General features: G+C 38.6%; 26 protein-coding genes. 18 read left to right on the forward strand and 8 right to left on the reverse strand.

Features of this window, described 5'->3' with window-relative positions; genetic code table 11:
- Positions 1-27 precede the first annotated feature (27 nt).
- The 5 genes from AC1M9P_RS02850 (at position 28) to AC1M9P_RS02870 (ending at position 5,394) form a co-directional block, all read left to right on the forward strand.
- Positions 28-1,044, forward strand: a complete 1,017-nt coding sequence (locus AC1M9P_RS02850) for an aspartate carbamoyltransferase catalytic subunit (RefSeq protein WP_481586673.1) — start codon at positions 28-30, stop codon at positions 1,042-1,044.
- Between the two features lie 10 nt (positions 1,045-1,054).
- Positions 1,055-2,290 (forward strand): dihydroorotase, encoded by a 1,236-nt coding sequence (locus tag AC1M9P_RS02855; RefSeq protein WP_481586674.1) that lies wholly within the window; start codon positions 1,055-1,057, stop codon positions 2,288-2,290.
- Positions 2,291-2,479: 189 nt separating this feature from the next.
- The gene (locus AC1M9P_RS02860; RefSeq protein WP_035265898.1) at positions 2,480-3,379 is read left to right on the forward strand and encodes a lysozyme inhibitor LprI family protein; all 900 of its coding nucleotides are present in this window, start codon (positions 2,480-2,482) and stop codon (positions 3,377-3,379) included.
- A 127-nt stretch (positions 3,380-3,506) separates the two neighbouring features.
- Complete coding sequence (locus AC1M9P_RS02865; protein ID WP_481586675.1) at positions 3,507-4,532, forward strand: lysozyme inhibitor LprI family protein; 1,026 nt, start codon at positions 3,507-3,509, stop codon at positions 4,530-4,532.
- Positions 4,533-4,617: 85 nt separating this feature from the next.
- Positions 4,618-5,394: a Rossmann-like and DUF2520 domain-containing protein gene (locus AC1M9P_RS02870; protein WP_481586676.1), complete on the forward strand. Its 777-nt coding sequence runs from the start codon at positions 4,618-4,620 to the stop codon at positions 5,392-5,394.
- Positions 5,395-5,422: 28 nt separating this feature from the next.
- Here AC1M9P_RS02870 and trmB read toward each other — a convergent pair whose 3' ends face one another.
- A complete protein-coding gene (gene trmB, locus AC1M9P_RS02875; RefSeq protein WP_035265903.1) occupies positions 5,423-6,139 on the reverse strand; it encodes a tRNA (guanosine(46)-N7)-methyltransferase TrmB in 717 nt (238 codons plus the stop codon).
- A 222-nt stretch (positions 6,140-6,361) separates the two neighbouring features.
- Between trmB and AC1M9P_RS02880 the strand changes: the two genes are divergently transcribed.
- Positions 6,362-8,812, forward strand: coding sequence for an ExeM/NucH family extracellular endonuclease (locus AC1M9P_RS02880; RefSeq protein ID WP_481586698.1), 2,451 nt, complete (start codon positions 6,362-6,364; stop codon positions 8,810-8,812).
- A gap of 37 nt (positions 8,813-8,849) precedes the next feature.
- Here AC1M9P_RS02880 and AC1M9P_RS02885 read toward each other — a convergent pair whose 3' ends face one another.
- Positions 8,850-10,295, reverse strand: a complete 1,446-nt coding sequence (locus tag AC1M9P_RS02885; RefSeq protein ID WP_481586677.1) for a SulP family inorganic anion transporter — start codon at positions 10,293-10,295, stop codon at positions 8,850-8,852.
- 209 nt (positions 10,296-10,504) lie between these two features.
- On the opposite strand from AC1M9P_RS02885, the gene AC1M9P_RS02890 reads away from it, so the two are divergent.
- Both AC1M9P_RS02890 and AC1M9P_RS02895 read left to right on the forward strand, forming a co-directional pair.
- Entirely contained in the window at positions 10,505-11,116 is a 612-nt protein-coding gene (locus AC1M9P_RS02890; protein ID WP_035265907.1) for a glutathione S-transferase N-terminal domain-containing protein, read from the forward strand.
- A 264-nt stretch (positions 11,117-11,380) separates the two neighbouring features.
- On the forward strand, positions 11,381-12,040 hold the full coding sequence (locus AC1M9P_RS02895) for a glutathione S-transferase family protein (RefSeq protein ID WP_481586678.1): 660 nt from the start codon (positions 11,381-11,383) through the stop codon (positions 12,038-12,040).
- A gap of 31 nt (positions 12,041-12,071) precedes the next feature.
- Here the strand turns inward: AC1M9P_RS02895 and AC1M9P_RS02900 are convergent, their stop codons facing one another.
- The 5 genes from AC1M9P_RS02900 to AC1M9P_RS02920 form a co-directional block, all read right to left on the reverse strand.
- On the reverse strand, positions 12,072-12,857 hold the full coding sequence (locus AC1M9P_RS02900; RefSeq protein ID WP_092766137.1) for a thiazole synthase: 786 nt from the start codon (positions 12,855-12,857) through the stop codon (positions 12,072-12,074).
- Positions 12,858-12,869: 12 nt separating this feature from the next.
- Complete coding sequence (gene thiS, locus AC1M9P_RS02905; RefSeq protein WP_035265912.1) at positions 12,870-13,067, reverse strand: sulfur carrier protein ThiS; 198 nt, start codon at positions 13,065-13,067, stop codon at positions 12,870-12,872.
- Between the two features lie 15 nt (positions 13,068-13,082).
- On the reverse strand, positions 13,083-13,448 hold the full coding sequence (locus tag AC1M9P_RS02910) for a DUF423 domain-containing protein (protein WP_035265913.1): 366 nt from the start codon (positions 13,446-13,448) through the stop codon (positions 13,083-13,085).
- A gap of 117 nt (positions 13,449-13,565) precedes the next feature.
- Positions 13,566-14,435 (reverse strand): RNA polymerase sigma factor RpoH, encoded by an 870-nt coding sequence (gene rpoH, locus AC1M9P_RS02915; RefSeq protein ID WP_035265916.1) that lies wholly within the window; start codon positions 14,433-14,435, stop codon positions 13,566-13,568.
- A gap of 141 nt (positions 14,436-14,576) precedes the next feature.
- Positions 14,577-14,798 (reverse strand): sulfurtransferase TusA family protein, encoded by a 222-nt coding sequence (locus AC1M9P_RS02920; RefSeq protein WP_035265917.1) that lies wholly within the window; start codon positions 14,796-14,798, stop codon positions 14,577-14,579.
- A gap of 387 nt (positions 14,799-15,185) precedes the next feature.
- Here AC1M9P_RS02920 and AC1M9P_RS02925 point away from each other — a divergent pair, with 387 nt between their 5' ends.
- Both AC1M9P_RS02925 and rhlB read left to right on the forward strand, forming a co-directional pair.
- Positions 15,186-15,398: a cold-shock protein gene (locus AC1M9P_RS02925; protein ID WP_004824348.1), complete on the forward strand. Its 213-nt coding sequence runs from the start codon at positions 15,186-15,188 to the stop codon at positions 15,396-15,398.
- A gap of 106 nt (positions 15,399-15,504) precedes the next feature.
- Positions 15,505-16,656, forward strand: coding sequence for an ATP-dependent RNA helicase RhlB (gene rhlB / locus AC1M9P_RS02930; RefSeq protein ID WP_035265921.1), 1,152 nt, complete (start codon positions 15,505-15,507; stop codon positions 16,654-16,656).
- Positions 16,657-16,705: 49 nt separating this feature from the next.
- Here the strand turns inward: rhlB and AC1M9P_RS02935 are convergent, their stop codons facing one another.
- Positions 16,706-17,089: a hypothetical protein gene (locus AC1M9P_RS02935; protein WP_481586679.1), complete on the reverse strand. Its 384-nt coding sequence runs from the start codon at positions 17,087-17,089 to the stop codon at positions 16,706-16,708.
- 230 nt (positions 17,090-17,319) lie between these two features.
- On the opposite strand from AC1M9P_RS02935, the gene AC1M9P_RS02940 reads away from it, so the two are divergent.
- The 8 genes from AC1M9P_RS02940 to purF all read left to right on the forward strand — a co-directional run bounded on the left by AC1M9P_RS02940 (position 17,320) and on the right by purF (position 24,459).
- On the forward strand, positions 17,320-17,895 hold the full coding sequence (locus AC1M9P_RS02940; RefSeq protein ID WP_481586680.1) for a nitroreductase family protein: 576 nt from the start codon (positions 17,320-17,322) through the stop codon (positions 17,893-17,895).
- A 53-nt stretch (positions 17,896-17,948) separates the two neighbouring features.
- On the forward strand, positions 17,949-19,022 hold the full coding sequence (locus AC1M9P_RS02945; protein WP_092766141.1) for an NAD(P)H-dependent glycerol-3-phosphate dehydrogenase: 1,074 nt from the start codon (positions 17,949-17,951) through the stop codon (positions 19,020-19,022).
- Between the two features lie 73 nt (positions 19,023-19,095).
- Positions 19,096-19,551: a SixA phosphatase family protein gene (locus AC1M9P_RS02950; RefSeq protein ID WP_481586681.1), complete on the forward strand. Its 456-nt coding sequence runs from the start codon at positions 19,096-19,098 to the stop codon at positions 19,549-19,551.
- Between the two features lie 42 nt (positions 19,552-19,593).
- On the forward strand, positions 19,594-20,736 hold the full coding sequence (gene gspL, locus AC1M9P_RS02955; RefSeq protein WP_481586682.1) for a type II secretion system protein GspL: 1,143 nt from the start codon (positions 19,594-19,596) through the stop codon (positions 20,734-20,736).
- On the forward strand, positions 20,736-21,215 hold the full coding sequence (gspM, locus tag AC1M9P_RS02960; RefSeq protein WP_035268769.1) for a type II secretion system protein GspM: 480 nt from the start codon (positions 20,736-20,738) through the stop codon (positions 21,213-21,215). Before gspL ends, gspM begins: the two co-directional genes overlap by 1 nt.
- A gap of 88 nt (positions 21,216-21,303) precedes the next feature.
- Positions 21,304-22,308, forward strand: coding sequence for a quinone-dependent dihydroorotate dehydrogenase (locus tag AC1M9P_RS02965; protein ID WP_481586683.1), 1,005 nt, complete (start codon positions 21,304-21,306; stop codon positions 22,306-22,308).
- Positions 22,309-22,311: 3 nt separating this feature from the next.
- Positions 22,312-22,896 (forward strand): CvpA family protein, encoded by a 585-nt coding sequence (locus AC1M9P_RS02970; RefSeq protein WP_179998321.1) that lies wholly within the window; start codon positions 22,312-22,314, stop codon positions 22,894-22,896.
- Positions 22,897-22,920: 24 nt separating this feature from the next.
- The gene (gene purF / locus AC1M9P_RS02975) at positions 22,921-24,459 is read left to right on the forward strand and encodes an amidophosphoribosyltransferase (protein WP_092766147.1); all 1,539 of its coding nucleotides are present in this window, start codon (positions 22,921-22,923) and stop codon (positions 24,457-24,459) included.
- Positions 24,460-24,540 lie beyond the last annotated feature (81 nt).

Genomic DNA, 24,540 nt, shown 5'->3' on the forward strand with positions numbered 1-24,540 from the left:
GTTGACTTAACGTATAAGGAATCTCTCATGCACTTCGCTGCATTGCATACACCGAGCCAGATTCAACTCAACCAAGATGGGAATCTCAAACACTTCCTCACCATCGAAGGCCTTTCAAAAGAAACTCTTATAAAAATATTGGACACTGCACAGTCCTTTTTTAATGACCAAAATCAGCTCATTACCAATAATATGCTTGAAGGCAAAACGGTAATGAACCTGTTTTTCGAAAATTCGACACGTACACGAACGACATTTGAAGCAGCGGCAAAACGTCTTTCTGCCAACGTACTCAATATTGATATTGCTCGCTCAAGTACTTCAAAAGGCGAAACACTGAGAGATACACTGTGGAATTTAGAAGCAATGGCGGCCGATATCTTTGTTGTTCGACATTCTTCATCAGGTGCTGCACATTTTATTGCGAAGGATGTGTGTCCAACTGTTGCCATTATTAACGCGGGTGATGGACGTCATGCGCATCCAACACAAGCAATGTTGGATATGCTTACAATTCGCCGTGAAACCAATAAAAAATTTGAAGATATTTCCATTGCGATCATTGGGGATATTAAACATTCACGTGTTGCACGTTCTGATGTGGCTGCATTGCAAACATTAGGTTGTAAAGATATTCGTGTGATTGCGCCGAATACGTTACTTCCTTACGGCTTTGATGAATATGGTGAAGGTGTTCGCCTATTCAATAATATGGAAGCTGGGATCAAGGATTGTGATGTCATCATTACTTTACGTATTCAAAACGAACGTATCGATTCACCTGCATTATCTTCACAAGCTGAATTTTACAAAATGTATGGTTTGAACAAAGAGCGTTTGGCTTTGGCCAAACCTGATTGTATCGTGATGCATCCAGGGCCGATGAATCGTGGTGTTGAGATTGATTCAAGTATTGCAGATGGTCCTCAATCAGTGATTTTGAATCAGGTGACCAATGGTATTGCGGTGCGTATGGCAGTTCTCGCGCTGGCGATGCAGGGTCAGTTACAAGAACAAGGTTTAATTGAAGCAGTTGCGGTATAAGGAATCAGTCATGTCTATTGTTAAAGTCGAAAATGTACGCGTCCTAGATCCAATTGCTCAAACTGATCAAATACAAACTATTTTTATTCAAGATGGAAAACGCATCGAAGCGACTTCAGATGTGCATGAAAGCATCGATGGGCAAGGCAAATGGTTGATGCCAACGATGGTTGATTTGTGTGCACGTTTACGAGAGCCAGGTCAACAACAACATGGAACGTTGAAATCTGAAGGTAAAGCAGCACGTGAAAATGGCATTTTACATGTATTTACCCCACCAGATTCAAAACCTATCGTTCAGGACAATGGTGCTTTAATTCATGGTCTTGTTGAAAAGGCAATGTTAGATGGCGGGATTTACCTTGAAGTGATAGGTGCACAAACACAAGGGCTTCAAGGAAATCAACCAGCCAACATGGCAGGTTTAAAAAAGGGTGGTTGTACTGCTGTATCAAATGCAAATGCACCTTTTGCGAATGACGATGTGGTGCTTCGTACGCTTGAATATGCTGCAGGTTTGAATTTAACTGTCGTATTCTATGCTGAAGAGCCTCAAATTGCGAAAGATGGCTGTGTGCATGAAGGCTTTATTGCTTCACGCCAAGGTTTACCAATGATTCCTGCTTTGGCAGAAACGGTCGCGATCGCAAAATATCTATTAATGATAGAGGCGACAAAAGTCCGCGCACACTTCGGATTACTGTCTTGTGGTGCTTCGGTTGAGTTAATACGTATCGCGAAGGAAAAAGGATTGCCAGTCACGTGTGATGTTGCAATGCATCAATTACATCTTACGGAATCTTTAATTGATGGATTCAATTCCTTGGCACATGTACGTCCACCTTTGCGTTCAGAATCTGATAAAGAGTTACTTCGTCAGGGGGTAAAATCTGGGGTAATTGACGCGATCTGTACGCATCATGAACCACTTAGTAGTTCTGCAAAAATGGCACCTTTTGCAGAGACTTTGCCAGGTTTTACTGCGTTTGACTCGTATGTTCCTTTTGGAATCAAATTGATTGAAGAAGGTTTATTTAGTCCATTAGAGTGGGTTGAAAAAGTAACTAGTGCGCCAGCTGCTGTCGCACAAATGACTGAGACATGGAAAGCACAGGCTGGATGGGTGCTGGTTGATCCAGATTTGGAATGGACACTTGATAAATCTTCTATTATTTCTCAAGGTAAAAATACACCGTTGATTAATCAAAAAGTCAAAGGTAAGGTAATTCGCACTTTCATAAAATAATGTGAATTAAATCATTTAAAGGTCGATTAATATCGGCCTTTTTTATTATGGATGATTGAATAATTCATGATTCAGTATATTTTATGAAGATCTTTATTTTTTAATAAAATTTTACTGAGAGCTTCAAGAAGAATAAAAAAAACCAATGAGGTTTGGTATCAAGAGCTTGAGTTTGATTGGGGGAGTAGCATGAAACTTCAGATGAAAACATTGACCACATTGTGCATGGTTGGTGTGTTGTCAGGATGCCAACAAGTGTATTCAATCATGTATGCTTTTAATCGTTGTGATCAACCTGAAGTGCAATTAAAACTCGAACAAGTCATCCATAAAGACATCGCGAATATCTCAGCGACTCAACTCAAAAGTATTATAGAAAATGATCAAGTTATTATAGATGGTCAACTCTTACAGCGTAGTTTGAAACCAGTTCAATTTAAAATTGAAAACATTGATAAAATAAAGAAAATGAGATCCTCTGATCAGACGATGTGTACAGCAAGAGTCACTGCTGAACTACCATCAAATTATCTGACGGATGCTGATGTATCACGCGCATTAAATCGAGAGTCAAATGTTTTAGAATCAGCCGCACTTTCTCAATTAAACTTTGAGAACAATCAGATTTCTACTGAGTTAAATTATAGTGTACGAATTTCAGAGCATGAAGTAACTGTACAATTGGTGAATGCACTACATTTCACCAGCTTTATGCAAAAAGTTCTAATAGATGCACATTTAAAACCTTCACGTTTGACGGCTTTAGCGTTAGATCGTCAAAAGAAACAAGCACTTTTAAATAATCAAAATAAAACCTCAGACGATTATCAATCCGTTCTTATTGCTGAAGCACAACTTAAATTAGATCAAGCCAATGAAGATCTAAATTCTGTATGGAGTAGATCTTCACTTCAAGCACGCCAAAAAATACAATACGAGCAAGAACTGTGGGCTAAAAAGCGTAATTTAGAATGCAAACTAAATAGTGAAGGTGCCGATAATCCTGAAGTTTTTAGATTGAATTGCGAAACAAATATGGCGATTAGTCGAACATCTGAATTACAGCAAAAAATTTTCACTCTAAGTTAGGCCTCGATTAAACAGGGTTGTTGAGCGGTAGCTTTTACGCATCAATTTTAAAAAAATAAAAATGTGATGGAGTTGTTGTTTTTAATTTGATTAAATATGTCAAAATTATAAATATGCGGTATAAAAAATGACGTATAAGATTAAATTGGCTTTGATTATCTCTACCATCTTCGTTACAGGTTGTGATCTGAATAAGAAAAGCAAAGACACCTCACAGAATGTAGAAATTGCTGATTGGAGTTGTACTTATCCTACGAATGTCAAAGAAATTGAACGCTTTGCGCAACAGGAATATAACAACATTTTAGATCGTCGTTTAAAAGCAACAGATCAGTATGAGTCAGATTTAAAATTACTTTCCCAAATCAACTCATCGCTTAGATTTGAACTAAAGTCCATTACAACAACGAATGATCCTTCAAATGCAACAAACAAACTGACGTGTTCAAGCCAGTTTGTTATCCACCTGCCGAAGGGGCTTCAACGTCGTGCTGAAAATGCATACCTTGAAAAACCTTGCGAATACGAATGTGAACATGACGAAGGTAGTTATACGCTCCAACATTGGATTAATGATGTTCATGGCAATATCAGTTATGGGCAAGATAAGCTCACAGGCACTTTGAATTATGAGATTACCAAGACAGATAAAGAAGGTTTAATGCTGAGTGTGCAACCTGATAATGCATTGTTAGATATTGCTGCAAGTATGACGAGATATGCTGTTCAATTTGAAGCATTTCGTAAAGCAAATCAGAATGAATCAAAAGCTTACGAAGAATATGAGGCTGTACAACAAAAACAAAAGGCCTTGGCACTCAAAGCCATGCAATTGAGAAAATCTGATTTAGATAAAGAGCAAGCACGAGCTGTCGAGCGACTTAATTTAACTTGGGATAATTTGAGCAGCGAACAAAAAGAGCAGCTAAAGAGCGATCAAACTGAATGGTTCGAACGTCGTGACGTGGACTGTAAAGTGGTCTCTCAAAAGTCAATTGAGAGTATCCCAGAAAAAGAACGTGAAACTTATCAGCAACATTATCAATATTGGGACAATGAAATGAATCAAATAAATGTTGAGATGCAATATTCTAAATGTTTCATTCAAAAGACCAATGAGAGAATTGTGTACCTAAACAATGTGTTTAATTAATTCATTACAATATAGCAAAAGGGCGAATTGATTCGCCCTTTTTTTAACGGCATGCTTAGGTATACAGAATATATGTGGAAGCGATATGCGTATTAGTGTGATTGGAGCAGGGCGCGTAGCTCATCATTTGGCTCAGGTGTTGAGTCAACATCATGAGATTGTTCAAGTGTTTAGTCGAGAGCAATCTAAAGCCAATTTGTTGGCGGCTTTAGTAAGAGCTAGACCATGCAATGCGATTGAAGATCTCGAAAACACCGTTGATATTGCATTATTGGTGGTGAGTGATAAGGCAATTGAAGATGTTGCTGAAAAAGTTGCAAAACAGCTTCCTCAGGCTTTAATTGTACATACGTCTGGCAGTACCCATATCTCTAAAATCACGCAATATCATGAGCGTGCGGGTGTGTTTTACCCCCTGCAAACCTTTAGCTTTGAAAGTCAAATTGATTGGTTGAGTACGCCAATATTTGTTGAAGCGATGAGCGACGAAGATTTAGCATCCTTGACTCAAATGGCAAAAGAGTTGAGTCAAAAGGTTTATCAATATGACTCAACACAGCGCTTGAGTTTGCATTTAGCAGCTGTCTTCGCGTGTAACTTTACCAACTACTGCTATGACGTCGCTAAGCAGCTCGTAGATGCACAAAAAGTCGATTTTAATTTATTGTACCCATTGATTTTGGAAACTGCGAAAAAAGCGACTTTAAATCCCCCAAAACAGGTGCAAACTGGACCAGCGATGCGTGGTGATCAAAACATTATCCATATGCATCAAGAGATGCTGGTGCAGGCTGGACGTACGGATTTAAGCCAAGTGTATAGTGTGGTGAGTGACCAAATTTATAAAAGACAATCAGAATAAAAAAACAGGACTTAAGTCCTGTTTTTTATTATTGAATCTTTTTAAATAAGAAGTCGTTAATTTTATGGCCTTCTTCAATTCCACGACGTTCAAACTTAGTTTGAGGACGCCAGTCTGGACGAGGATAGCTGTTACCTTTACCCGCCATATTTTCTAAACGAGGGCGGTTATCTAATACATCTAACATCCATTCTGCATAGGGTTCCCAATCGGTCGCAGCATGGAATGTTCCACCCATTTCAAGTTTTTCTTCAACTAAAGGCATACGATCGTGTGAGACGAAGCGACGTTTATGGTGACGTTTTTTCTGCCAAGGATCAGGGAAATAAAGTTGAATAGCATTGATACTGTTATCTGGCATTTCACGCAAAACTTGAATTGCATCCGCATCAAGTAAACGTAAGTTTGTCAAACCAGCCATACCCGCTTCATATACACATTGTGCAATGCCGGGAACATGTACTTCAATGCCGACATAATTGCGTTCAGGATTGGCTTTTGCCATAAGTACAAGAGAGCGCCCCATACCGAAACCGATTTCAACCGTCAATGGACGTTCAGGATGCTCAAATTGCTGACGTAAATCACCAACAGGATATTCCAAAATTAAGTGACCATATTGTTCAAGCGCAGTTCGTTGAGAAGTATTCAATGGAGATGAACGGCGCATAAATGTGACAATTTCGCGATGCTCGTTCAAGTTGTCTAATTCTACAACTTGCGGGTCTAATTGATCGTTCGACATAACTTTGGCAAATGAGAAAAAATTTGAATGCGGTATTTTAAGACCTGAGACTCCTAAGTCAAACCTTTTTCTACCTGAAAGCGCTACGTAGCTATCAATGATTTGTCGATCTATTCATGAACTTTTTCAAAATGTCATGAATTGTTCATCAACTTGTCATGCCTGTACACTAGGCTTGGAAAATAATATGAACAATGAATAAGACTTAAAATGAATAAAATAATGCTAAACAAATGGGTGTTCAATAAACTCACATTATCTTTATGTTTGATCGGATTTAGTTCAACGTCGTATGCTGAACTCATGATCAGCCAGTATGTGGATGGTAATAACAACAAGAAAGGTATTGAACTATACAATCCAGATGGAGGTGTTGTTGATTTATCCGCGTATCAATTAAAAATATTTCCGAATGGTCAAACCACTGCGAATTTGACGGTCAAGCTGCAAGGAAATTTAACAGCTCAGCAGCACTATTTAATTGGACATTCAAATTTAAAAACTGAATTGGGTGAAGCTGTTCAGCAAACTGCTAACCTTTCATTTAATGGCGATGATGCAATTGTTCTCTATAAAAACAATGTGGCTGTCGACCGTTTTGGTGCGATTGGAATACAGCAAAACTGGGCAACTGGTTTAAGCTTTGAACGTACAAAGAAAACACATGATGTCGTTTCGATAGATCCATCTGCTCCCTTTGAAATCCATAAAGAGTGGACTAAATGGTCGGATCGCAATGCTTTTAACCAGTATTTAGCGATTAGTACAAATGAACCAATAGAGCCATCTCCGACGACTCTAAGTTGTAATTCTGCGAATACACCTATCGCTGAACTCTCACAAGCAGCTAAGAATCAAAACTATACTGTGAAGGGGGTGATTACTGCGGATTATCGTTATGCGAATGGATTCTCAGGTTTCTATATCCAAACCCCTGATGCCAAAGCAAAACCCGATCTAACTAACGCGATTTTTGTATATGCTCCTGCTTCAAGTCCTATAAAAGGAGGAAAAGTCGGAGAAGAAGTCGTTCTTAAAGGTCGATTAACTGAATATCAAAATCAGTTACAGATTGATAATTTATCCGAAAATATTTTAACTTGTAATCAAGCGGCAAGTGCTTGGATAACGCCACTATCAATCGAGTTACCATTTGAGAGTTTAACTAACGCTTCAGGGCATGCGCCAAAGCGTTATCAAGGTATGTTGGTTAAAATACCTCAAACATTAACGGTAAGTGAAAATTACAATTATGGTCGCTACGGACAACTGTCATTAAGTCTAGGACGTTTGTTTATGCCGACCAATATTTATCCAGCTAAATCAGCAGAAGCAACGGCATTGGCGCAAAAAAATCTTTTGTCCAAAATTGAACTTGATGATGGATATAATGCACAAAATTTAACGCCTACACTGCCAAGTCAGTTTAGTGCTTTAAATACCCTACGTGCAGGTGATCAGTTAAATGCTGTTGAGGGTATTCTAGAATATCGATTTAATTCTTGGCGTATTCAACCTGTACAAGGTCGTACTCAAATCCAAATTAAAGCGAACAACCCGCGGCCACCGATGATTCAGAAAAATTCAAACCAAACCCGTGTCGTGGCTTTCAATGTTTTGAACTATGACAATGGCTTAAATGGTTTTCCAACTGAGCGAGGTGCTAGCAGCAAAGCTGAGTTTGAGAAGCAACATGCCAAAATAGTCAGTGCAATGAAAGAAATCGATGCTGATGTATTTGGTTTAATGGAAATTGCGAATAATGGTTATGGTGAAAATAGTGCCATTGCATATTTAACACGAGCACTTGGATCGGAGTGGAAATATATCACTCCGCCAAATTCAAATCGATTAGGTGATGATGCGATTGCTGTTGCGATTATTTACAACAGTAAGCGTGTAAAACCTGTTAATGCTGCTGCAGTGTTTGATGATCAGTCACAAAGAAATCGAGTGACCCTCGCTCAGAGTTTTCAACCATTAAGTGGCGGTAAAATCTTTACGGTTATTCCGAATCATTTGAAGTCTAAAGGTAGTTGTCCTTCAAATGATCAATCTGCTGATGCGGATCAAGGTGATGGTCAGGGGTGTTGGAATGCGACACGGGTTAAAGCGGTACAACAACTCATGCAGTGGATTGCAAAGAATCCAACGCAAATTACAGGTCATCCGAATACGCTCTTGATTGGTGATTTAAACAGTTATGCAAAAGAAGATCCTATCTTGGCTTTAGAGCGTGCTAATTATACGAATGTACTGGCGAACAAGGTTGTAGGGCTCGGCGAACAGGCGTATACCTATGTATTTGGTGTCGACAGTAACAAAGCTGGATTTGGTGGAGCTGGTAATTTGGATCATGCTTTAGCTGATGCTTCGCTCTTTCCTGCGGTTAAGCGTGCATTTGTATGGCACATTAACGCTGATGAGCCAACGAACCTAGATTATAACGAAGAATTTAAGACTACAGAGCAGAAGTCGCTCTTTTATGCTGATCATGCATTTAGATCATCTGATCATGATCCAGTGATTGTCGACTTAGAGCTTAACAGCTCAACAAATGCTGAGCAGCCACAGCGTGACACTAAGTCAGGTGGTGGTTCGTTGAACTGGCTATCCATTTTAGGATTAAGCCTGTTAGCCTTGATTGGTTGGAGACGCAGAAACCATTCCTAAAACTTAGCAGTAAAAAAAGAGCCATTTGGCTCTTTTTTTAAGTGTTTGAGATACGTTCTATCAATGTTACGCTCGCTTGGTTTAAACCAATCACACGTACCTGAGTCCCTTGAGCTTCAAATTTAGCCACGACATTCGCTAACATATTGACAGACGTGATGTCCCAAATATGAGCATAGCTGAGATCTATTTCTACTTGCTTGATATCTTCTTTGAAATCAAAAAATGCATAAAAAATTTCTGCACTACTGAAAAATATTTGACCTTTCACCGTATAGTATCGCACGTGATTTTCTAATTCAGATTGAACTTTTACTTCACTCTCGAGTTTATTAATGAGAAATAGGGCTGACAGAATTACACCAATCAATACGCCTAGAGCAAGGTTATGTGTTGCAAGAACTATCATCACGACAGTAAGCATGACAACATTACTTTGCACGGGATGTTTGCGGAAATTTTTTACTGAATCCCAATTAAATGTGGTGAACGCGACCATGATCATAATGGCGACTAAAGCCGCCATAGGAATATAAGCCAACCAATCTTTAAAGAAGACCACGAGACATAGCAAAAAAACACCAGCCACTAATGTGGATAACCTTGTTCTTGCACCTGAGCTGACATTGATGATGGATTGACCGATCATTGCACATCCAGCCATACCCCCCATAAAGCCACTTACCATGTTCGCGATCCCTTGACCGCGACATTCTTGATGACGATCTCCTTCAGACTCAGTCATTTCATCAATCACAGTCGTAGTCATCATGGTCTCAAGCAAACCAACTGTGGCGAGCGTGAGAGAGTACGGTAAGATAATAAGTAAAGTGTCGAGACTGAATGGAATTTCAGAAATTAAAAATACAGGCAAGGTATCTGGAAATGCACCTAAATCACTGACTGTTCTCATGTCAGCGCCAAGAAGGAGTGCCAATACACTGAGTACAATAATACACACTAATGGCGATGGTATGATTTTTCCGATTTTGGGCAAATGAGGAAATGCGTAAATGACCAATAAACCAATCGCTAAAAATATATAACCTAAGCTATTCATTTGAGCAATTTCTGGAAATTGAGCGATAAAAATGAGAATCGCTAAAGCATTTAAGAAACCATAGACCACCGACTGGGAAACAAAACGCATGAGTTTTGCGACTTTGAGATATCCAGCGATAATTTGAATTACACCTGTCAGAATCGTTGCTGCCAATAAATATTGTAATCCGTGTTCTTTAACAAGAGTGATCATCAGCAGCGCCATTGCACCTGTAGCAGCCGAAATCATAGCAGTCCTACCACCAAAGAAGGCGATCGTAACAGCTATACAGAATGAGGCATACAGACCTACCTGAGGATCAACGCCAGCTATCGCCGAAAATGCGATTGACTCTGGAATCAAAGCTAAGCCTACGACTAAGCCTGCAAGTACGTCAGTTCGAATGTTAGAAAACCACTGATCTTTCTTTAAATAAATCACAATTTGCCTTTCACAAAGATGTAGCAGCGCTATGGTAAAACATCACACAAATAAAAGCTGAAAAAAGCTTGAAAATTAATTCAATCTGCACAATATTCATAAGGAGATCATCGATGTTTACGCTTGCTTGCAATTTAAAAAACAGTTCTTATTGAAAAAAAGCGTGAAGCAATTTAAAAATGATAGTAGTTAGATAACAAGGAAAAAGTATGAAGTTGTATTATTCGCCAGGTGCATGTTCACTCGCAGCGCATATTATTTTAAATGAAATTAATGTTGATTTTGATTTGGTTCGTGTTGATCTTAAAACTCATACCACTGAAAAAGGCGAGGATTACTTCGCAATTAATCCTAAAGGCTATGTGCCGGCGCTAGAAATTAATCCTGGCTTAATTTTAACGGAAAATGTCGCAATTTTACCATTTTTGGCACAGCATGATCCTGCTCAAGATTTAATCCCACCTTCTGGATTAGGTCGAGCAAAAGTATTAGAGTGGCTTGGTTATCTAAATTCTGAATTACACGATGCTTATGCAGTGTTTTTCGGTGCAACGCTCACGGACGATGCAAAACAAAAAGCGTATGCCGAAGTTGATCGTTTACTGACATTCATTGATAAAACCATTGGTGAATCTAATAATGATTATTTGGTAGATGATAATTTTGGACCTGCAGATGCGTACTTATTTGTACTCACCAATTGGTCGAATCTTATTGAACATGACTTGAGTCCTTATAAAAATATTATTCATATACGCAATAAAGTTGCAGAGCGTCAGTCTGTACAGATTGCGATGAGAGATGAAGGATTGATTCCTTAACATTTAAGGTTTCGTTCCGTTTGTTTTGAGAAAGAGCCGAAAGGCTCTTTTTTTAATCTAAAATTTTCAGAGTAATTTCACAAAGATTATTTAGAAATAGAGAGCATTAAAAAGACAAATTTTTCATCATAATTCGTTTCAGATTCAGTGATAATTCATTAAATAAGATATCTTTATTCATGATATTTTTTGAACTAAACATTATTTAAGTTGTTGATTCAAATATGATATTTATATTTTGTATTTAAATCGTTGGACTAAAAAATGAGTTTGAAATTATATTCTTACAACGAATCAGGTAACAGTTATAAAGTACGTCTGTTAGCAGCATTATTGAAAGTGGATCTTGAAATTGTAGAACTAGATTATTTCAGTGATGAACAGCATAGTGAGAAATTTTTAAAAATTAATCCTAAAGGCGAAGTGCCAGCATTAGTAGATGGCGATATTGTTTTAACTGATTCTGCCGCAATTTTGGTGTATTTAGCAGGTAAATATTCAGATAAAAACACATGGTGGTCTGAAGATTTAGTCGAACAAGCTAAAATTGTAGATTGGCTTGCCTTTGCTGCCAGTTGGGTGCAATTCGGGGTTTTCACGGCACGCGCGATATTGTCTTTCAAAGGTCCATACAATGGTTTGGGATTAGAAAGTACTGAGCAAACACTTAAAGAGGCGAAAATACGTGGTCACAAATCTTTGGCTATTTTAGATGGTGTGCTCAAAGACCGTGAATGGTTAGCGAATAATAGACCAACTATTGCGGATATCGCAGTGTTTGTCTATGTCGCGTTAGCACCGATGGGTGATATTTCTCTAGAGCCTTATCCAAATGTACGCACTTGGATTGAAAGAATAAAAGATTTACCTAACTTTATCAAAATTGACGGATTGGATGATCCTTTGTATCGTCGAGTGAGTTAAGAAAAACCCACTTTAAAAAAGTGGGTTTTTTTTATTTAAAAAAGTATCCAGTTTCTGGAGAGCTTGCATTTGCCATACGTTTGCGTGGCATACGTCCAGCAAGATAAGCCTCGCGTCCAGCTTCAACGGCTTTTTTCATAGCAGAAGCCATTAGAATCGGATTCTGTGCAGCAGCAATCGCAGTGTTCATGAGTACGCCATCACAACCTAATTCCATCGCAATGGCAGCATCACTAGCTGTACCAACACCAGCATCCACCAAGACAGGGACTTTGGCATTTTCTTTGATGATAGAAATGGTATGTGGATTAAGAATACCTAAACCAGAACCAATTAAACTCCCCAAAGGCATAATAGCGACACAGCCCATACTCTCAAGTTCTTGCGCGACGATAGGATCATCAGAGGTATAAACCATGATTTCAAAACCATCATCGATCAATGTTCTTGCAGCTTTTAATGTTTCAGTAATATTAGGATAAAGCGTTTTTTCGTCACCTAATACTTCAAGCTTGACTAAATTGTGACCATCTAAAAGTTCACGTGCGAGCATACAAGTGCGAATGGCACTATTGGCATCAAAGCAACCAGCTGTATTGGGAAGAATGGTGTATTTTTCTGGTGGAATCACTGAGAGTAGGTTAGGTTGATCTGGATTTTGACCAATGTTTACGCGACGGATTGCAACAGTAACGATCTCAGCACCACTGGCTTGGATTGCTAAGTCAGTTTCCTGCATATCCTTATATTTTCCAGTGCCCACTAATAGTCGTGAACTAAATGAACGTGATCCTATGATCAACGGACTATCTTCCATATTTACTCCGAGTTAACCACCGCCAACAGCATGAATTATTTCTATACGGTCAGCATCTGAAATAGGGGTATCTGCTAGTTTACTTTTTGAAATGATCATTTCATTTTTTTCAACAGCAAATCGTTTACCTTCTAGCGATAATTCTTGAACCAGTTCTAATAAGTTTTGGCATTGCGTTTGAATCGACTCGCCATTTAAAAAAATATTCATCAGATGACCTTCAAATTAATGTTGAATTTTGAATGCTTGCCATGCTAAAAGTAGCCAGCCAATAATCATCAATGCTCCACCAAGAGGTGTAATTGCCCCTAACCCGCGCGGGAGCCCTAAAGCCATGAGATATAGAGATCCACAAAATAAAATGATACCGAACTGGATGAAGATAAAGCTGAATTGAGTTGAAAAGTTTGGAATTATTTTTGGTATGAGTGCGAGTATTAATAATCCAATTGCATGATAAAAGAAATAATCAGTTGCAGTCTGCCACCATGTCAGTTGGGCTTCGGTTGCACGAGCTTTAAGGCCATGAGCGCCGAAAGCACCTAGCATTACGGCAAGCGCTAAATTAATGGCTGATATTGAGATCCACATCAGGTTATTCCCAATCGAAAATTGCGTCATACGATAGCATACATGACGTACGATTTTTTTAAACTTGCATAGCGTAAATACAAAAAAAGAGCTTATAGCTCTTTTTTTGTAATCGTATTAATTTGATGACATGGCGATCTTGATCTTGTCCATGGCATTTTTTTCAAGCTGGCGAATACGTTCAGCGGAAACATTATATTCGGCTGCTAGTTCATGCAACGTAGACTTATCATCATCTAACCAGCGGCGCTGTAAAATATTGCGTGAACGATCATCCAGCTGATCCATTGCTTCATGTAAAGCAGAGGTGCTCTGAGATTCATAATCTTCTTCCTCTGCTAAACGAGCAGGGTCATAACGATTATCCTCTAAGTAAAGCGCAGGAGCGACATGAACTGAGCTTTCATCATCTTCATCGGATTGAGCTTCGAAGGCTGCGTCATAAGCTGTTAAACGACCTTCCATTTCAAGAACTTGTTCAGCTGTTACATTTAAATCAGCCGCAATAGATTGCGCTTCCTCGAGCGTTAATTTCTTGCTCGATTTTTTTAAGCTTCTTAAGTTGAAGAACAGTTTACGTTGAGCTTTAGTTGTCGCAATTTTAACAATACGCCAGTTACGAATCACATATTCGTGGATTTCAGCTTTAATCCAATGTACTGCAAAAGAAACTAAGCGTACTCCCATATTGGGATCGAAGCGTTTTACGGCTTTCATCAAGCCTAAATTACCTTCTTGGATTAAATCGCCTTGAGGTAAGCCGTAACCTGCGTAACTGCGGGCAATATGCACAACAAATCGAAGGTGAGACATCACCAGCATTTTAGCCGCGTCTAGATCTTGGTCATAAAAATAACGTTCAGCTAACTCTTTTTCTTGTTCAGCTGTCAAAATAGGGATCTGGTTTACAGTACTAATGTAAGCACCTAAATTGACCCCGGGCGCAGACAATGACAGGGGCATCAATTGATTGCTGCTGTCAGTCATGAGTACTCCTTATAGGAAAATAGTTTAAAAAACCAATTACATTCATCTTAATCCTTATAGCATACAGAATTAAGCGAATTTGGGTAGTGAAATGTAAATTTAAATACAATATTTATCCATGATTAATTTAGATGAAAACACCTAAGATTCAATCACGTAATGAAATTCAGAATCCGAAACTTGTTTAAATGCGCATGTCAATTTATGTAGCTGACAATAACGTTGAATATCGATTTGACTATTCGGATCTGAAGCTTTTAATAAAAATTGCTGAGGTGCACTATTTTGTTTCATCGATTTCTTTAGTAGCAGTAAAGGTAAAGGGCAAGGTTTACCCATCGCATCGATCAACACTTGAGACATAGTAAAACACGAGATGGAATAATGAAGTTGGTCATTATTCTAACAAAAGTGTGACTTAAGAATAAAATTAAATGATTTAAATGAACTGTTCAAATAAAGTGCAATTTTTGCACTAAATTTGTGTGATTAATATACAAGTTTTAGTTAGATAATTAGCTAAAATTTTTCTATTAATTGTGTTGTACCCATGTTAAGCTCAATGCGTACTTAAGGATTGCGTAGAGAAATTTGTTCTCTAAGCCTTATTTATAATGGATATAACCGGGATTTTGTTAATAGTTTTACAGAATGATTACAAGCTTTGAAATAAAAAATGTTTTAAAATTTGTTTGCTCTGCTGTTTGCAACACCGGGTGGTCCCTTTTCTTACCAACTGAGGATTAACTTATGACAGCTCGCGAACAAGGCGTTGTTAAGTGGTTTAACGATACTAAAGGTTTTGGCTTTATTCAACGCGCAGGCGGTGATGACGTATTCGTTCATTTCCGTGCTATTCAAGGTGAAGGCCACCGTTCACTTCGTGACGGTCAACGCGTAGAATTCAGCGTTGTACAAGGTCAAAAAGGTTTTCAAGCTGAAGAAGTTCAGCCTTTAGACTAATCCTACTTTTCACTGAAAATTAGGTTGCGCTCCAATTTTGATAAATTGGGGCGTTTTTTGTTTATACTATAGACCATTATCAAATATTGATTGTAGAGCCCCTTATATGTCATCAGGTTTCGAAACCCTTAATTTACATCCGCAACTTAAGCAAGCGATTGATGCTTTAGGGTTTAATGAAATGACCCCCATTCAACAGAAAGTATTGAAATATACGTTGGCAGGGCATGATGCAATTGGACGTGCACAAACAGGCACAGGAAAAACTGCAGCATTCTTAATTAGTGTTATTAATGATTTATTGAACAATCCGATACAAACACAGCGTTATCGTGGTGAACCCCGAGCTCTAATTATGGCACCAACGCGTGAGCTTGCGATTCAAATTGAAAACGATGCACGTGATCTGACTAAGTTTACCGACTTAAATGTTGTGACTTTGGTGGGTGGCGTAGACTTCGATAAGCAAAAAAAACAACTGGATGAAAATTTCGTAGATATTCTTGTCGCGACACCAGGTCGTTTGATTGATTTTACTGAACAAAAAGAAATTTGGTTGGATCAAATTGAATTTTTAGTCATTGATGAGGCAGATCGTTTACTGGATATGGGATTTATTCCTTCTGTTAAACGCATTGTGCGATTCTCTCCACGCAAAGAACAACGTCAAACCTTAATGTTCTCTGCTACGTTTAGTTATGATGTACTCAATCTTGCTCAACAATGGTTATTTGAACCTGTTACTGTCGAAATTGAGCCTGAGAAAAAAACCAATGCTGACGTAGAGCAACGTGTTTATGTGGTTGGGAAATCAGATAAATACAAATTGCTGCAAGAAATATTGCGTGATGAGCCCATTGAAAAAGTCATGATATTTGCAAACCGCCGTGATCAAGTCCGTAAGCTGTATGATCATCTTAAGCATGATGGTTATAAGGTGGTTATGTTATCTGGCGAAATCGCGCAAGATAAACGTTTAAAGATGTTGGATCAATTTAAGAATGGCAAACACAACATTATGATCGCAACAGATGTGGCTGGTCGAGGTATTCATGTGGATGGTGTGTCACACGTGATTAATTTTACTCTGCCTGAGCAGTCTGATGATTATGTACACCGTATAGGTCGTACAGGTCGAGCAGGAACAAGAGGGGTGAGTATCAGTTTCTTGTCAGAAGATGATGCTTTTTATTTACCTGAGATCGAAAAAGCGATTGGTCAAAAGATTCCATTGACACGTTTAGATGGTTATTGCTAATTGCTCAATAAAAAAAAGTCCCATCAAAGGGACTTTTTTATAGGAAATTTTAGCGGGTTGAATTACAGCTGAAGGTGATTGTTGTTTGGTAGTCAGTGTCTTTTTCGATTGTATTTTTAGTACCGATCACTGAGCCGAGCACTGATGAAGCTGCAGTAATGAGTTTACCAGTCTGTTCATCCACAACACCTTTTAGTGCGCCGTTATATTCAGTTTTTTCGTCAATTAAGACAGGTGCAGAATTCTTACCACAAGTTTTGTTCGCGGCAGAAATTGCATTATTTTTTGCAAGAACTTGGGTTTTGCCTAATCCTGACACTTCATATTGATTGTTTGGTTTTTGAATAGCAAGTGTTTCAGTAGGTGTTGATACACAAGCACTCAGGAGAATTGTTGCAGTAGCTACAGAAGCCAATGTCATTAATTTTTTCATTTTCTTTTTCCTCTAGCGTTGCAATATTAAGTTTGGAGCTCAGTCATGTATGCTAGGGCTTAAATCCCAAAGAATTAAGCATGTTTTGTATCGATTTTGAAGTAAAATGCCTGATTTATGTTTGATTGTAATTATGCTGGCTGCCTCGTGTATAAGTATAACTGTAGAGTAGTTTTCAATGTTTATGCTAAGCTTAAGTACATAGTGTTAGTTTAAAGATTAGTCTTCAAATGTCAGATCAATTTTCTCAAGTAGTGCATGACAATATTCATCAGCGTCAATCCGTTGGTCATTTGGTAGAACCTCATCCTAACGCAGAACAATTAGAATTAGCTTTTCAAGCCGCTTTAACCGCGCCTGATCATCATCGTCTGAAACCGACACAATTTATTGTTGTGAAAGGAGAGCAACGAGAAGCATTTGGTGTTTTACTCAGTGAAGCAGTAGCAGACCTTGGTGAAACTGATTCAATTCAAATTGAACGCGCACGTCAGCATCCTATGCGTGCACCTATGCTGATTATCGCTGTAACACGATTTCATGATCATGCGAAAGTTCCATATTTTGAACAAACTTTAAGTTCAGGTGCTGCAATACAAAATCTTTTGCTCAGTTTACAAGCTCAGGGTTTCAATACCATGTGGCGCAGTGGTGCTGTTGTGGAGTCAGATCTATTTAAAAGAAAGCTGGGGCTACAAACGCATGATTTAATTTCAGGTATCATTTATGTAGGGACTGCTTTTAAGGCGATTGCACCACGCGCTGAGATTGAAACAGATGCATTCGTCAGTTTTTGGCAGCCGTAATTGCAACATTGCAAATTTAACGATTAGAAAAAGAATGTTTAGGATTTAAAAGAATGTCGGAATTAAAGTTTTCAGATTTGGTCGAGCCAGTTGCAATTGATCATAAAACAGCCTTGCGTGTTACGATTCTTGGTGGTGGTAGTTTTGGTACAGCCATGGCGAATACGGCAGTGCGAAATGGTTGTGACACCATGATTTGGATTCGTGATGAGGAAATTGCGAATGAAATCAATCGAACACATGTTAATTCAAGATATTTGCCGGATTACAACCTTGAGCCAGCATTAAAAGCAGAATCCAATCTTGAAAAGGCTGTTCGAGATCGAGACATTATTTTGGTTGCTATTCCGAGCCATTCATTCCGAGATGTACTCAAACAGATTAAACCCTTTATTACTGCTCAGGCGGTTGTATCACTCACAAAAGGGATCGAAGCTAAAACCTTTAGTTTCATGAGTGATATTATTCGTGAAGAGCTTCCAGAAGTACCTTACGGCGTCCTTTCGGGCCCAAATTTAGCGAAAGAAATTATGTCAGGAATGCCTGCTGGAACAGTGATTGCCAGCCATTCTGAATTGGTGAGATATGCAGTGCAGCAAGCATTACATAGTGCACTATTTCGTGTATTTGGAAGCGATGATGTACATGGCGTGGAGCTTGGAGGCGCACTTAAAAATATCTATGCTGTCGCAATGGGGATGGCTGCAGCCTACAACGTTGGCGAAAATACCAAAAGCATGATTTTGACACGTGCGTTGGCGGAAATGAGTCGTTTCGCTGTACAGCTAGGCGCAAATCCACTGACATTCTTAGGTTTGTCTGGTGTTGGTGATTTATTCGCAACGTGTAATAGTCCTTTAAGTAGAAATTACCAAGTTGGATTTGCTTTAGGGTCAGGTAAAACCTTAGAGCAGGCAACGACGGAACTGGGTCAAACAGCTGAAGGGATTAATACCATTGTGCAAGTGAATGCAAGAGCCAAAGAGCTTGATGTCTATATGCCAATCACCACAGCACTCTATGAAGTGATTTATGAAGGTGCACCACCATTACATATTGCATTATCTTTGATGAAGAATGGTCATCGAAGTGATGTTGAATTCGTATTGCCACATCATAAAGTTTAAGATTAATGAATGGTTTATCATCATTGTCATAATGTTTAGATATGATGGATGACACATGGTTTAGGGAAAACAAATGCAACTCACTTTAGTTCGTCATGGTGAAGCCGCTCCACCAATTAATGGTAATGACTCGAAACGACCACTGACTGAGCGGGGTCATATTCAAGCTGAACAAACTGCGCACTTTTTAAAAGACGTAGTAGCACCTGATATATTTGTAGTGAGTACTTTGCTCAGGGCGCAGGAAACTTTAAAACATATACAGCAATTCTTTCCAAATGTTGAAGTTTTAGTATGTGATAAAATTAAACCTGACGATGATGCTAAAGTTGCAGTTGAGTGGTTATCTCAACTACCTTTTGAGAATATTGTGGTTGTATGTCATATGAATGTTGTGGCATATATTGAAGAAATTATTACGTCTGAATTTTTTAATCCTTTTGCACTTGCTGAAGCGCGGATTTATGATCAGACAGTCATTGCTGCGGGACTTTCCACAAAATTAAAACATTTTGTACCGTCAGCTTAATAACCATAAGTGTTTAATGAATAAAACGGCAGAATAAAATTAATGTTGTATTTATGGATGCCAGTGTCGAATGGGGTTTGGCTCTGGTCAAATGGTGAAAATTGGAATTCATCAACAACGCTAGAAGAGTTGATTCAAGATACTCAACCGTATCATGGACAAGAAGCTGTTGTATTCTTTTCAAGTCATGATGTGCAAATTATTCAACAGAATATGCCCAAAGCGCAATTCAAGCAAATTGGAAGCGAAGGCGCTAAATATTTACTTGAAGAATATACCATTCACTCCATTGATCAGATGAAAGTGCTTACTCAATTTGAGGCACCAGATCAATTGTCAGTAATGGGGATCAGTCAATACCAAGTCCAAACAATGCAACATGCTCTGAACTTGATTCCGGTGAAAGTGGTTGCGCTATTACCTGATTTTTTGGTCTTGCCAGTGCCAGAACACGGACAAACTATTTTAGCTAATATTCATGGGCATTTATTGGCGAGAACGGGATCAAATCAAGGTTTTGCGATTGATGATTTAGCATTGTTTTTAGATCTACTGCCAAAGCCTATACATATTTTGCATGATTGGTTAAATGATGATCAGATGATGAGTTTGATTCATGCAACGGAACAAAATGAGCGGGAAAGCTTTAATTATGTATTTAAAGCTGAAAAAAAATTAAAGAATCATCCATTCAATGTTTTGCCTAAAGCAAAAAACACAGAGGGTAGAATCTCAGGCTATTGGAAAGCATGCGCAGCACTGCTTGTGGGTTTGCTTGTAGTGCAATTCAGTTATGATCTAGTGCGTTGGGTAAAGTTAAAAAAAGTATCTGATCAAACGGCTTTGGTTGCGGTAGAGCAATATCAATCTTGGTTTGGACCCAATAGTCGTCTCAATGAGCAAAATTTGCGAAGCCAATTTGAAAGTAATTTGCGGATGAGTAAACCTGCAAACACTGAAGTCTTACAGTTAATCAGCCGTGTAGGTCCGATTTTAATGCAACATCAAATCATCGCAAATCGTGTTTCTTATGAAGCATCTGGATTGAGTATGGATTTGGTGGCGGACTCATCCGAAAAATTACAAAATCTAATTCAACAAATGAATCAGCAAGGCTTCAAAGCTGAACTTGGGAATGTGCAAACTCAGGATAAAATGGTCGTTGGTTTGGTGAAAGTACAATAATGAAAACTTTAGAAAAATTTCAAAATCAATTTGATCAATTATTTGAAAAGATTGATGACTATTTATCGTCATTGAGTGTGCGTGAGCGTGTACTTGTCATCGCTGCAACGATTATCGTTGTCGTCGCATCAATTGGATCTGCTTTGTGGAAAATGCACGAAGCAGCAGATAATCAGCAAAAAAGATTGAATGAACTGAAAGACACATTGGTGTGGATGCAATCCAATGTGGTGACAATGAAATCTTCAACAGATTTAAGCCTAACACCTTCGGATAAAATTCAGCGTGTGGCACAACAAGCAGGATTATCTGTGGTCACACAACCAAGCGATAATAAATTGATGATCAGTGCTGAGCATGAAAACTACGCGATCCTCGCAAATTTTCTTACCCAATTGGTTCAAATGGGTTTAAGTGTTGAAAAATTGGAACTTATTAAGTCTGGAGCTGCGATTAAATTAACAGCATCAGTACAGTAAGTGGTGAAAATAAACCTATGACAGGCATAGCGTTTTGGGCATACTCAGCCTATAATGTGGCAACTTAAAAAACCGCAGTTTTTGAGATATGTTATATTCGCTTGCTCGTCCATTTCTATTTTCATTGGCGCCTGAGCGTGCACATGATTTGACATTATCAATGCTTAAATCGACATATAAGTTTGGCATAATGCGTCAAAAAATAGACCCAAAGCCAGTGACTTGTATGGGTATTCAATTTCCAAACCCAGTTGGTTTGGCTGCAGGTTTAGATAAAAATGGTGCATATATTGATGCACTTGCGAGTTTAGGTTTTGGTTTTATCGAAATTGGAACCATTACCCCTCGACCTCAGTCTGGTAATCCTCAACCGCGTTTATTCCGCCTTCCAGAGGCTCAAGCGATTATTAATCGTATGGGTTTTAATAATGATGGTGTAGATCAGCTGATTGAGAATGTTAAAGCAGCAAATTATAAAGGTGTATTAGGCATCAATATCGGTAAGAACGCCGATACAGCAGTTGAAGATGCTGTAACTGATTATCTAATTTGTTTAGAAAAAGTTTATAATTATGCATCTTATATTACTGTTAATATTTCATCTCCGAATACCAAGAACTTACGTAGTTTACAAAGTGGACATGCATTAACAGAACTTCTTAAAACTTTAAAAAATCGTCAACTTGAACTTGCTGAACAATATCAACACTATGTTCCACTGGTATTAAAGGTTGCCCCAGATTTAACTGAGTCAGATATTGAATTTATTGCATCTCAATTAATTCAATTTAAAATTGATGGTCTGATTGTGACCAATACGACTTTGTCACGTGAGGGTGTAGAAAATTTAGTGCATGGTGATGAAGCAGGTGGTTTATCTGGTGCGCCTGTATTTGAAAAAAGTACACAATGTCTATCTGCATTTTCAAAATTACTTCAAGGTCAAATCCCATTGATTGGTGTTGGTGGTATTCTTAGTGGTGATCAAGCCGCGACTAAACAGCAAACGGGTGCGCAATTGGTTCAAATTTACAGTGGTCTAATTTATACAGGGCCAAAACTGATTAAAGATTGCGTACAAGCTATGACCTAATCTATGAATACCATCGATATCTTTATACTGATTATTCTGCTCATTGGAGGGCTTAACGGTTTGCGTCAAGGATTCGTTAAAGCCTTTGCGAACTTGGTAGGATGGATTTTTGCACTCATTATGGGTGCAAAATTTGCGGGTCAAATTGCGCCTTCAATGTCCGCACTCAGTCAAGATCCTGTGGTTCAAAAAATAGCGGCATTTGCTTTTATTGTTCTGATTATTGTTGTTTTGACTTGGATCGTCACTGCAATATTAAATCGGTTGCTGAAAAGCTTAAAGCTTGGTCCATTAAATCGATTGGCAGGTGGTGCATTTGGCACCTTGAAAGGTCTCTTAATCGTCCTCATTACTATGCAAGGGATTGGTTCATTTGTAGAGAGCTCTCCACATTGGAAACAATCTAAGTTTATTCAAACTTTATTGCCTTACGCGCCTTTAGCGACTGAGTACACCAAAGAGACAGCGTCAAAAGCTTTAAGTCATATGAAATCAGAAGAGTCGAATCAATCATCAGATTCTTCTCGTCAATCATCTTCTGAACAAGATGATTCGTCATCTCATTCAACGAATAATCCTTTTTATTAATCCTAGCTTGTCTGCGAGGTTGCTATGTGTGGAGTTGTTGGTATAGCTGGTAAATCACCTGTTAACCAAATGTTGTTTGATGCATTAACGATGTTACAACATCGTGGACAAGATGCTGCAGGGATTGTGACATGCCATAATGGTCGTCTCTTTTTGAGAAAAGACAATGGCATGGTGCGTGATGTATTTCATACACGTCATATGCGTGCATTGTTAGGTAATTACGGAATTGGTCATGTGCGATATCCAACAGCTGGCTCATCGAGTAGCGCTGAAGCACAACCATTTTACGTAAACTCTCCTTATGGTATTACTTTAGCGCACAATGGTAATTTAACCAATGCTGACGAGATTCATGATGATCTGTTTAAAACAGATTTACGTCACATGAATACTGATTCAGATTCAGAAGTGTTATTAAACGTTTTTGCACATGAATTACAAAAACGCGGCAAACTTACACCGACTGCGGATGATATTTTCCATGTAGTCACTCGTGTGCATGAGCGTTGTAAAGGTGGTTATGCTGTTGTTGCGATGATCACTGGTCATGGTTTAGTTGGTTTTCGTGATCCAAATGGTATTCGACCTTTAATTTTGGGATCGCGTGATACTGATGATGGTGTTGAATATATTCTTGCTTCCGAATCAGTTGCTTTAACAGCGCTTGGTTTTAAAGTTGAACGTGATGTGATGCCAGGTGAAGCAATTTTTATTGATGATGCGGGAAATCTATTCACGAAGCAATGTGCGGCTAACCCACACCATAGCCCATGTATTTTTGAGTATGTTTATTTTGCTCGTCCAGATGCCATCATTGATGGAATTTCGGTATACAAAGCACGTTTGAAAATGGGTGAGAAGTTGGCGCAGAAAATCCTGCGTGAATGGAGCGAGGAGCATGACATTGATGTTGTCATTCCTATTCCAGATACTTCGCGTACATCTGCTTTAGAACTTGCCAATACACTCGGTGTGAAGTTCCGTGAAGGTTTCATGAAAAACCGTTATATCGGTCGTACCTTCATTATGCCGGGTCAGCAGTTGCGTAAAAAGTCTGTACGTCAAAAGCTTAATCCAGTTGAATTAGAGTTTAAAGATAAGAACGTTTTGCTTGTAGATGACTCGATTGTGCGTGGTACAACGTGTAATGAGATTATTCAAATGGCACGTGATGCTGGTGCTAAAAAAGTTTTCTTTGCATCTGCTGCACCAATGGTGAAATACCCGAATGTCTACGGTATTGATATGCCAGTTAAAAACGAATTAATTGCTTCAAATCGTGATGTTGAAGAAATTCGTGAAATGATTGGTGCTGATCGTTTGATTTTCCAAGATTTGGAAGATTTAAAGCAAGCTGTTCGTACGAAAAAAGTACCTGAGTTAACTGACTTTGACTGCTCAGTATTTGACGGTATTTACGTTGCGGGTAACATTGATGAGTCGTATCTCGATGGTTTAGAGCGCAAGCGTAATGACTCTGCCAAGAAAACGAAAGATGGTTATATCGATCTAAATATTGATGCAGCCTCAGTTGATCTGAGTGGTATTAAAGAAAATTAATTTATAGTTTTCTATTTGAAAAAGCGGGTATTTCCCGCTTTTTTAATTTATGATCACAAGACAATGTAATGAGGAAATTTT

The organism is Acinetobacter sp. 25-47-122, from assembly GCF_056779695.1.

Excerpts from the sequence above, each read along its gene's own strand:
- AC1M9P_RS02850 (WP_481586673.1), top strand. The coding sequence starts at position 28 with ATGCACTTCGCTGCATTGCATACACCGAGCCAGATTCAACTCAACCAA.
- AC1M9P_RS02945 (WP_092766141.1), top strand. The coding sequence starts at position 17,949 with ATGTCGGAATTAAAGTTTTCAGATTTGGTCGAGCCAGTTGCAATTGAT.
- rhlB (WP_035265921.1), top strand. The coding sequence starts at position 15,505 with ATGTCATCAGGTTTCGAAACCCTTAATTTACATCCGCAACTTAAGCAA.
- AC1M9P_RS02925 (WP_004824348.1), top strand. The coding sequence starts at position 15,186 with ATGACAGCTCGCGAACAAGGCGTTGTTAAGTGGTTTAACGATACTAAA.
- AC1M9P_RS02895 (WP_481586678.1), top strand. The coding sequence starts at position 11,381 with ATGAGTTTGAAATTATATTCTTACAACGAATCAGGTAACAGTTATAAA.
- AC1M9P_RS02870 (WP_481586676.1), top strand. The coding sequence starts at position 4,618 with ATGCGTATTAGTGTGATTGGAGCAGGGCGCGTAGCTCATCATTTGGCT.
- AC1M9P_RS02970 (WP_179998321.1), top strand. The coding sequence starts at position 22,312 with ATGAATACCATCGATATCTTTATACTGATTATTCTGCTCATTGGAGGG.
- AC1M9P_RS02940 (WP_481586680.1), top strand. The coding sequence starts at position 17,320 with ATGTCAGATCAATTTTCTCAAGTAGTGCATGACAATATTCATCAGCGT.
- AC1M9P_RS02865 (WP_481586675.1), top strand. The coding sequence starts at position 3,507 with ATGACGTATAAGATTAAATTGGCTTTGATTATCTCTACCATCTTCGTT.
- AC1M9P_RS02910 (WP_035265913.1), bottom strand. The coding sequence starts at position 13,448 with ATGTGGATCTCAATATCAGCCATTAATTTAGCGCTTGCCGTAATGCTA.
- AC1M9P_RS02890 (WP_035265907.1), top strand. The coding sequence starts at position 10,505 with ATGAAGTTGTATTATTCGCCAGGTGCATGTTCACTCGCAGCGCATATT.
- AC1M9P_RS02935 (WP_481586679.1), bottom strand. The coding sequence starts at position 17,089 with ATGAAAAAATTAATGACATTGGCTTCTGTAGCTACTGCAACAATTCTC.
- AC1M9P_RS02950 (WP_481586681.1), top strand. The coding sequence starts at position 19,096 with ATGCAACTCACTTTAGTTCGTCATGGTGAAGCCGCTCCACCAATTAAT.
- gspL (WP_481586682.1), top strand. The coding sequence starts at position 19,594 with ATGTTGTATTTATGGATGCCAGTGTCGAATGGGGTTTGGCTCTGGTCA.
- gspM (WP_035268769.1), top strand. The coding sequence starts at position 20,736 with ATGAAAACTTTAGAAAAATTTCAAAATCAATTTGATCAATTATTTGAA.
- AC1M9P_RS02880 (WP_481586698.1), top strand. The coding sequence starts at position 6,362 with ATGCTAAACAAATGGGTGTTCAATAAACTCACATTATCTTTATGTTTG.
- trmB (WP_035265903.1), bottom strand. The coding sequence starts at position 6,139 with ATGTCGAACGATCAATTAGACCCGCAAGTTGTAGAATTAGACAACTTG.
- AC1M9P_RS02860 (WP_035265898.1), top strand. The coding sequence starts at position 2,480 with ATGAAACTTCAGATGAAAACATTGACCACATTGTGCATGGTTGGTGTG.
- thiS (WP_035265912.1), bottom strand. The coding sequence starts at position 13,067 with ATGAATATTTTTTTAAATGGCGAGTCGATTCAAACGCAATGCCAAAAC.
- rpoH (WP_035265916.1), bottom strand. The coding sequence starts at position 14,435 with ATGACTGACAGCAGCAATCAATTGATGCCCCTGTCATTGTCTGCGCCC.
- AC1M9P_RS02965 (WP_481586683.1), top strand. The coding sequence starts at position 21,304 with ATGTTATATTCGCTTGCTCGTCCATTTCTATTTTCATTGGCGCCTGAG.
- purF (WP_092766147.1), top strand. The coding sequence starts at position 22,921 with ATGTGTGGAGTTGTTGGTATAGCTGGTAAATCACCTGTTAACCAAATG.
- AC1M9P_RS02900 (WP_092766137.1), bottom strand. The coding sequence starts at position 12,857 with ATGGAAGATAGTCCGTTGATCATAGGATCACGTTCATTTAGTTCACGA.
- AC1M9P_RS02920 (WP_035265917.1), bottom strand. The coding sequence starts at position 14,798 with ATGTCTCAAGTGTTGATCGATGCGATGGGTAAACCTTGCCCTTTACCT.
- AC1M9P_RS02855 (WP_481586674.1), top strand. The coding sequence starts at position 1,055 with ATGTCTATTGTTAAAGTCGAAAATGTACGCGTCCTAGATCCAATTGCT.